Below are 6,515 nucleotides of genomic sequence, written 5' to 3'. Positions count from 1 at the left end.
GCCCCGCCTCCCCCCATGTACCTGGACACGATTCCCCCCGGACGACACCCCACGACGGTGCTCCGGCCGATCCCAATGAAGGTGAGACCCACCGATGGTCGCCTACATCATCCGGCGCGTGATCGTCGGTTTGCTCATGCTGGTGGCGATGAGCTTCATCGTCTTCGCACTGTTCATGAAGAACCCGGTCGACCCGGCACAGTTCTCGTGCGGTAAGAACTGCCCCCCGGAGCGTATCGAGGAGACCCGTCAGGCCCTCGGCTACGACCAGCCGCTGTTGGTCCAGTGGGGCAACTTCGCCAAGGGCGTCGTCGTCGGCCGCGAGTACCCCGCCGACGAGGCGATGCGCGAGGCCAACCCCGAGCTGGTCACCGAGTGCGCGGCGCCCTGCCTGGGCTTCTCCCAGCAGCTGCAGATGACGGTCAACGAGGAGATCGCGGAGGCAGCCCCGATCTCGATCTCGATCGCCCTGGTCGCGGTCACCATCTGGGTCGTCTTCGGTGTTCTGTTCGGAGTGCTCGCAGCCGTCTTCAAGGGGTCCCTCGTGGACCGCGGAGTCGTCGGAGCCACGCTGTCCCTCTACGCGTTTCCGACCTTCTTCGTGGGTGCCTTGTTGATCAACTTCGTAGCCATCAAATGGGGGATCTTCCCCGCACCGGGATACGTGCCTATAGCCGAGGGCGGTGTCGGGGAATGGCTGGTCCAGCTCATGCTCCCCGGGTTCACCCTCGCGGCGGTCTACATGGCGGGCTACGTACGCATGACCCGGGCGTTCGTCCTCGAGTCGATGAGCGAGGACTACATCCGCACCGCGAAGTCCAAGGGCCTCAAGGGCAAGAAGGTGCTGTTCAAGCACGCGCTGCGCGCCGCGCTCACCCCGCTGGTGACGATGTTCGGTCTCGACGTCGCCGCCGTCCTCGGCGGAGCGATCATCACCGAGGACGTCTTCAACTACTACGGTCTCGGAAAGCTCGCGGTGACCGCGAACGAGACCTACGACCTTCCCACGATCGTGGGCCTGGTGCTGCTCCTCGGCGCTCTGGTGATCATCGCCAACATCGTCGTCGATGTCCTGTACGCCTTCATCGACCCGCGCGTGCGCGTCGCCTGAGGAGGATCTGATCAATGACTGACCTTTCCACGACTCCCGAGTCGACACGGGCCAACGGCGGCGCGTTCCTCTCGGTGCAGGACCTGAAGGTTCACTTCTCCACCTCCGACGGCATCGTCAAGGCGACCGACGGCCTCTCCTTCGAGCTCGAGCGCGGCAAGACGCTCGGCATCGTGGGCGAGTCCGGCTCCGGCAAGTCGGTCTCGAGCTCGGCGATCATGGGGCTGCACCGCGGCACCAACGCCATCCTCAGCGGCCAGATCATGCTCGACGGTGTCGACCTGCTCAAGGTGAGCAACGAGGACATGCGCAAGCGCCGCGGTCGCGACGTGGCGATGATCTTCCAGGACCCGCTCTCCGCGATGCACCCCTACTACACGGTGGGCAACCAGATCATGGAGGCCTACCAGGTCCACAACAACGTGACCAAGAGGGAGGCGCGCAAGCGCGCCATCGAGATGCTCGACCGTGTCGGCATCCCGCAGCCCGACCGTCGCGTGGACGACTACCCGCACCAGTTCTCCGGTGGTATGCGCCAGCGCGCGATGATCGCGATGGGGCTGATCAACAACCCCAGCCTGCTGATCGCCGACGAGCCGACCACGGCTCTCGACGTGACCGTCCAGGCGCAGATCCTCGACCTGCTCCAGGACCTGCAGCGCGACTTCGACGCGGCGATCATCATCATCACCCACGACCTCGGCGTCGTGGCCGAGATGGCTGATGACGTACTCGTGATGTACGCCGGCCGCGCGGTCGAGTACGGCCCGTGCAAGGAGATCCTCACCAACCCGGAGATGCCCTACACCTGGGGACTGCTCTCCAGCGTGCCGGACCTGACCGCGTCGACCGAGGCGAAGCTGATCCCGATCCGGGGCAACCCGCCTTCGCTGCTCAACCCGCCGCCGGGATGCGCCTTCGAACCGCGCTGTGACCACGTGGCGAAGGTGGGCGGCGACCTGTGCCGGACAACCCTTCCCGAGCTCACCCCGGCCAACAGCGGTGGCAACCACACCAAGCGGTGCCACATCAAGAACGCCGACGAGGTCTACGAGGCAGAGATCCTGCCCGAGATCGCACCTGACCTGGTGGAGGACTGATGAGCGACACCACGACCGCCCCCGCGGCCTCGGTCGCGCCGGAGAGCACCGAGACGGTGCTCTCGGTCGAGAACCTGAAGATGCACTTCCCGGTCAAGGGCAGTGGCGTGATCCGGCGTACGGTCGGGCACGTCAAGGCCGTCGACGGGGTCTCCTTCGAGGTGGCTAAGGGCAGCGCCCTGGGCCTCGTCGGCGAGTCCGGTTGTGGCAAGTCCACGACCGGCCGGATGGTGACGCGGCTCTACAAGCCCACCGAGGGGAAGATCACCTTCGAGGGCACCGACATCGCCAACTACTCCGGTAGGCAGCTGCACCCGATGCGCCGGGAGATCCAGATGATCTTCCAGGACCCGTCGACCTCGCTGAACCCGCGTCACACGGTCGGATCGATCATCGGCGCACCGCTGCGGATCCACAACATGGTGCCGAAGAACAAGGTGCTCAGCCGGGTCCAGGAGCTGCTCGAGATCGTCGGGCTCAACCCCGAGCACTACAACCGCTACCCGCACGAGTTCTCCGGCGGCCAGCGCCAGCGCATCGGCATCGCCCGAGCCATGACCCTGCAGCCGAAGCTGCTCGTCGCCGACGAGCCGGTCTCGGCGCTGGACGTCTCGATCCAGGCCCAGGTGATCAACCTGCTCCAGGATCTGCAGAAGGAGTTCGACATCTCCTTCCTGTTCATCGCTCACGACCTCGCCATCGTTCGTCACTTCTGCCCCGAGGTCGCGGTGATGTACCTCGGCAAGATCGTGGAGATCGGTGACCGCGAGTCGATCTACGAGCGCGCTCACCACCCCTACACGCAGGCGCTGCTCTCCGCCGTGCCCGACGTGAAGCAGGCCGCGATCGGTGGCCGGCGTGAGCGGATCCGGCTGGAGGGCGACGTACCTTCGCCGATCAATCCGCCCTCGGGCTGCCACTTCCGCACCCGCTGCTCCATCGCCAAGGACATCTGCTCCGTGGTCGAGCCGCCGCTGCTGCAGATCGGCAAGAAGCACAAGGTCGCCTGCCACTTCCCGGGTGAGATCCACCAGCACCCGGAGAAGCCGATCACCGCGCCGCTCCTGGGCGTCGACGAGTTCGGTGCACCAGACCCGGGCGCCAGCCCGGCCGAGGTCCCGGGCGACGGTCCGGGTTACGCCGACACCTGGTACGACCTGGCGAACAACTCGCGGGGTCGCGCCTGAGGATCTCTCGCGTCTCGGCGAGATTACGAAAGACGGTCCGCAGCCTTTGGCTGCGGGCCGTCTTTGTTACGTATGTGTCACGCGTCACCGTCGGTATCGAACCGTTATCTGTAGTCCCGCCCGAACCTGTGGAACTTGGCATACCTTGTGGCAGCGCGCTGGTTCGGGACCGCGCCAAGTGGTCAGGTCTTGGGCGAGCCCTTGGCAGCGAACGGAGATACGAGCGTATGACTGTGTCCGAAGTGTTGATCCAGGGTCCTGACCCCGAGATCACTCCGGAACCGAGGACGGGCGACGTCGCCGGCCGTTCGCCGATGCGGATCGCCATGGACCGCCTCCTCTCGGACAGGGTCGCGTTGCTCTGTGCCGGCATCGTGCTGCTCTTCGTCCTGATCGCGATCTTCGCGCCGCTGCTGTGCAAGCTGTTCGGCGTCGAGGTGCGTGCCGGTGACCCGGTGACCGACACCGACTCGTTCAACTACCCCGTCATCGGCCCGCCCAACTACGGGTTCACCTGGGAGGCCCCGCTCGGCCTGGAGCCCAACTCCGGCAACGACCTGCTCGCGGAGTGGTTCTACGGCGCGCGTACGTCGCTGCTGGTGGCCACGATCGCCACGGTCGTCTCGACGTTCGTCGGCGTTGTGCTCGGCCTGATCGCGGGCTACAGCCGCGGCTGGGGTGACCGGGTGATCACGTTCGTGATCGACCTCTTCCTCACGCTGCCGTTCCTGCTGGTCGCGATCGCGATCTCGCCGATGCTGGTGGAGCGCTGGCGGGAGAACCCGACGATGCTCGACAACGCCTCGCTGATCGCGCTCATCGTGATCCTCTCGATCTTCGGGTGGATGGGCCTGGCCCGGCTGATCCGGGGTGAGGTGATCTCGCTGCGTGAGCGCGAGTTCATCGAGGCCGCGCACGTCCTGGGGATGCCGACCCATCGGATCCTGTTCAAGGAGCTGCTCCCCAACCTGATCGCTCCGATCGTCGTCTCGTTCTCGCTGAGCCTGCCGGCGACGATCGCAGCGGAGGCGACGCTGGCCTACCTCGGCGTCGGTGTCACCGGGCGCCCGTCCTGGGGACAGACGATCCTGCGCGCCCAGAGCTGGTTCGACGAATACCCCTTGTACCTCTACGCGCCGATCGTCGGGATCGTGGTCCTGGTCTTCGCGCTCAACCTGCTCGGAGACGCCATCCGCGACGCCTTCGACCCCAAGTCTTTCCGGTGAGCACGTCGTCGGAGAGAGGCATCAACCATGGAAGGTGGAGACCTACGATGCGATTGAAGAGAACAGTGATCGCCGCCAGTGCGATCGCTGCGCTGACGCTCACCGCTGCTTGTGGTGGCGGGGGCGGCGGTGGCGAGGACCCGGCCGGCGAGTTCAAGGCCGGCGGCGGCGCCGGCGCCGGCAAGGACGCCACGGCCGAGGGGCCGCTGGAGATCCCGTCCGACGCCAAGAAGGGTGGCACGATCACCGTGCTGTCCAACAACGCCCCCCACACCCTCGACCCGACCCGGACCTACTACACCGACTCCGGTGCGATCATGTCCGGTCTGGTGACCCGTTCGCTGACTCAGTACGTCTACGACGAGGAGAGCGGCGACTCCGTCCTCGTCCCCGACCTCGCCACCGATCTGGGTCAGGCCTCCGAGGACGGTCTGACCTGGACCTTCACGCTGAAGGACGGGATCAAGTACGAGGACGGCACCGACGTCACCGCCGAGGACGTCGTCTACGGCATCAAGCGCTCCTTCGCCATCGACACCCTGACCGACGGCCCGACGTACCAGACGACGTTCTTCAAGGACGGCCAGAAGTACAAGGGCCCGTTCGCGGACACCGACGCCGAGCTGAAGAAGCTCCCCGACTACGACGCCAGCGCCGGCTGGTACGGCGGTGAGGACTACGACGGCGTCGAGGCCGACGGCAACAAGGTGATCATCCACCTGGCCCAGCCGTTCCCCGAGCTCGACTACTACGCCTCGTTCCCGGTCTTCTCGCCGATCCCGAAGGCCAAGGACAAGGACCCGCTGGCCTACGAGAGCCACCCGATGGCGACCGGCCCCTACAAGTTCGAGTCCTACAAGCCCGGCACCTCGCTGACGCTGGTCAAGAACGACCAGTGGGACGCCGACTCCGACCCCGGCCGGTTCCAGGCCGCCGACGCGTTCGACTTCAAGTTCGCCCAGGACACCGCCAAGCTCGAGAACCAGATCCTCGGTGACAAGGGCGCGGCGCAGACGATGATGACCTACGACGACGTCACGCCGCCGACCTACAAGTCGATCAAGGAGGGCGCGCCGGACAACCTCATCGAGGGCACCTCACCGTGCACCTACATGTACCGTCCGGACCAGACCAAGATCACCGACAAGAAGGTCCGCGAGGCGATCAGCTGGGCCTACCCCTACCAGGCTGCCTGGAAGGCCTCCGGCGAGATCGTCGGCGTCACCATCCAGCCCGGCACCGCGCTCCTGCCCCCGGGCACCGCGGGCCGAGTCGAGTACCAGTACCCGAAGGGGCAGGACGGTCAGACCACCGACCCGGAGAAGGCCAAGGCGCTGCTGAAGGAGGCCGGGGCCGAGGGCTTCGAGCTGAAGTGGCACTACCAGCGTGACGACGAGAACTCGGTGGCCAAGAAGGACCAGATGGTCAAGGGCTTCGAGGCGGCCGGCTTCAAGGCGACCCCGGTGGCCTCGACCGACGAGACCTACCGCGACGACGAGAGCAACCTGGACGCTCCGATCAACCTCCGCTACGGCGGCTGGTGCTCCGACTGGCCTTCGGGCGGCTCGTGGTTCCCGGCGCAGTGGATCGGCTCGAACGCCAACAAGCCGGGCATGCCGAACCCGACCAACTTCAAGGAGGCCGACGCCGACGCGAAGCAGGCCGAGATCCTGAAGATGGAAGCCGACAAGGTTCCCGCAGCCTGGGGCGAGTTCGACAAGTGGATGCAGGAGACCTACATGGTCGAGATCAACGCAGGCTACGACGCGAACGCCTTCATCAAGGGCTCGCAGGTCGGCGGGGTCGTCAACGACCCGGTCAAGGGCATGCCGAGCTTCTCCATCATGTACCTCAAGTGAGGTGACGGGCCGGCGCGGGCATCAGCTCGCGC

5 protein-coding genes are annotated in these 6,515 nt (G+C 66.1%); all 5 read left to right on the top strand.

The features are described from left to right. The first annotated feature begins 94 nt into the window (after positions 1–94). The 5 genes from ACFU7D_RS28025 to ACFU7D_RS28005 all read left to right on the top strand — a co-directional run bounded on the left by ACFU7D_RS28025 (position 95) and on the right by ACFU7D_RS28005 (position 6,483). A complete protein-coding gene (locus ACFU7D_RS28025) occupies positions 95–1,111 on the top strand; it encodes an ABC transporter permease (RefSeq protein WP_378726076.1) in 1,017 nt (338 codons plus the stop codon). Between the two features lie 14 nt (positions 1,112–1,125). After that, a complete protein-coding gene (locus tag ACFU7D_RS28020; RefSeq protein WP_378873475.1) occupies positions 1,126–2,211 on the top strand; it encodes an ABC transporter ATP-binding protein in 1,086 nt (361 codons plus the stop codon). Next, positions 2,211–3,398 (top strand): ABC transporter ATP-binding protein, encoded by a 1,188-nt coding sequence (locus ACFU7D_RS28015; RefSeq protein ID WP_378873473.1) that lies wholly within the window; start codon positions 2,211–2,213, stop codon positions 3,396–3,398. The genes ACFU7D_RS28020 and ACFU7D_RS28015 overlap by 1 nt, the downstream gene beginning before the upstream one ends. Positions 3,399–3,625: 227 nt before the next feature. After that, the gene (locus ACFU7D_RS28010) at positions 3,626–4,624 is read left to right on the top strand and encodes an ABC transporter permease (RefSeq protein ID WP_378873471.1); all 999 of its coding nucleotides are present in this window, start codon (positions 3,626–3,628) and stop codon (positions 4,622–4,624) included. A gap of 47 nt (positions 4,625–4,671) precedes the next feature. After that, complete coding sequence (locus ACFU7D_RS28005; RefSeq protein ID WP_378873469.1) at positions 4,672–6,483, top strand: ABC transporter substrate-binding protein; 1,812 nt, start codon at positions 4,672–4,674, stop codon at positions 6,481–6,483. The last annotated feature ends 32 nt before the right edge of the window (positions 6,484–6,515 follow it).

This window comes from Nocardioides sp. NPDC057577, from assembly GCF_042801335.1.
Taxonomy (GTDB): domain Bacteria; phylum Actinomycetota; class Actinomycetes; order Propionibacteriales; family Nocardioidaceae; genus Nocardioides.
Note: the sequence above shows the minus strand (reverse complement) of the source record. Positions and strands in the feature narration are given on the sequence as shown.

What these genes read in the sequence shown, in the direction of transcription:
- ACFU7D_RS28025 (WP_378726076.1), top strand. Translation starts at nt 95, where the DNA reads ATGGTCGCCTACATCATCCGGCGCGTGATCGTCGGTTTGCTCATGCTG.
- ACFU7D_RS28020 (WP_378873475.1), top strand. Translation starts at nt 1,126, where the DNA reads ATGACTGACCTTTCCACGACTCCCGAGTCGACACGGGCCAACGGCGGC.
- ACFU7D_RS28015 (WP_378873473.1), top strand. Translation starts at nt 2,211, where the DNA reads ATGAGCGACACCACGACCGCCCCCGCGGCCTCGGTCGCGCCGGAGAGC.
- ACFU7D_RS28010 (WP_378873471.1), top strand. Translation starts at nt 3,626, where the DNA reads ATGACTGTGTCCGAAGTGTTGATCCAGGGTCCTGACCCCGAGATCACT.
- ACFU7D_RS28005 (WP_378873469.1), top strand. Translation starts at nt 4,672, where the DNA reads ATGCGATTGAAGAGAACAGTGATCGCCGCCAGTGCGATCGCTGCGCTG.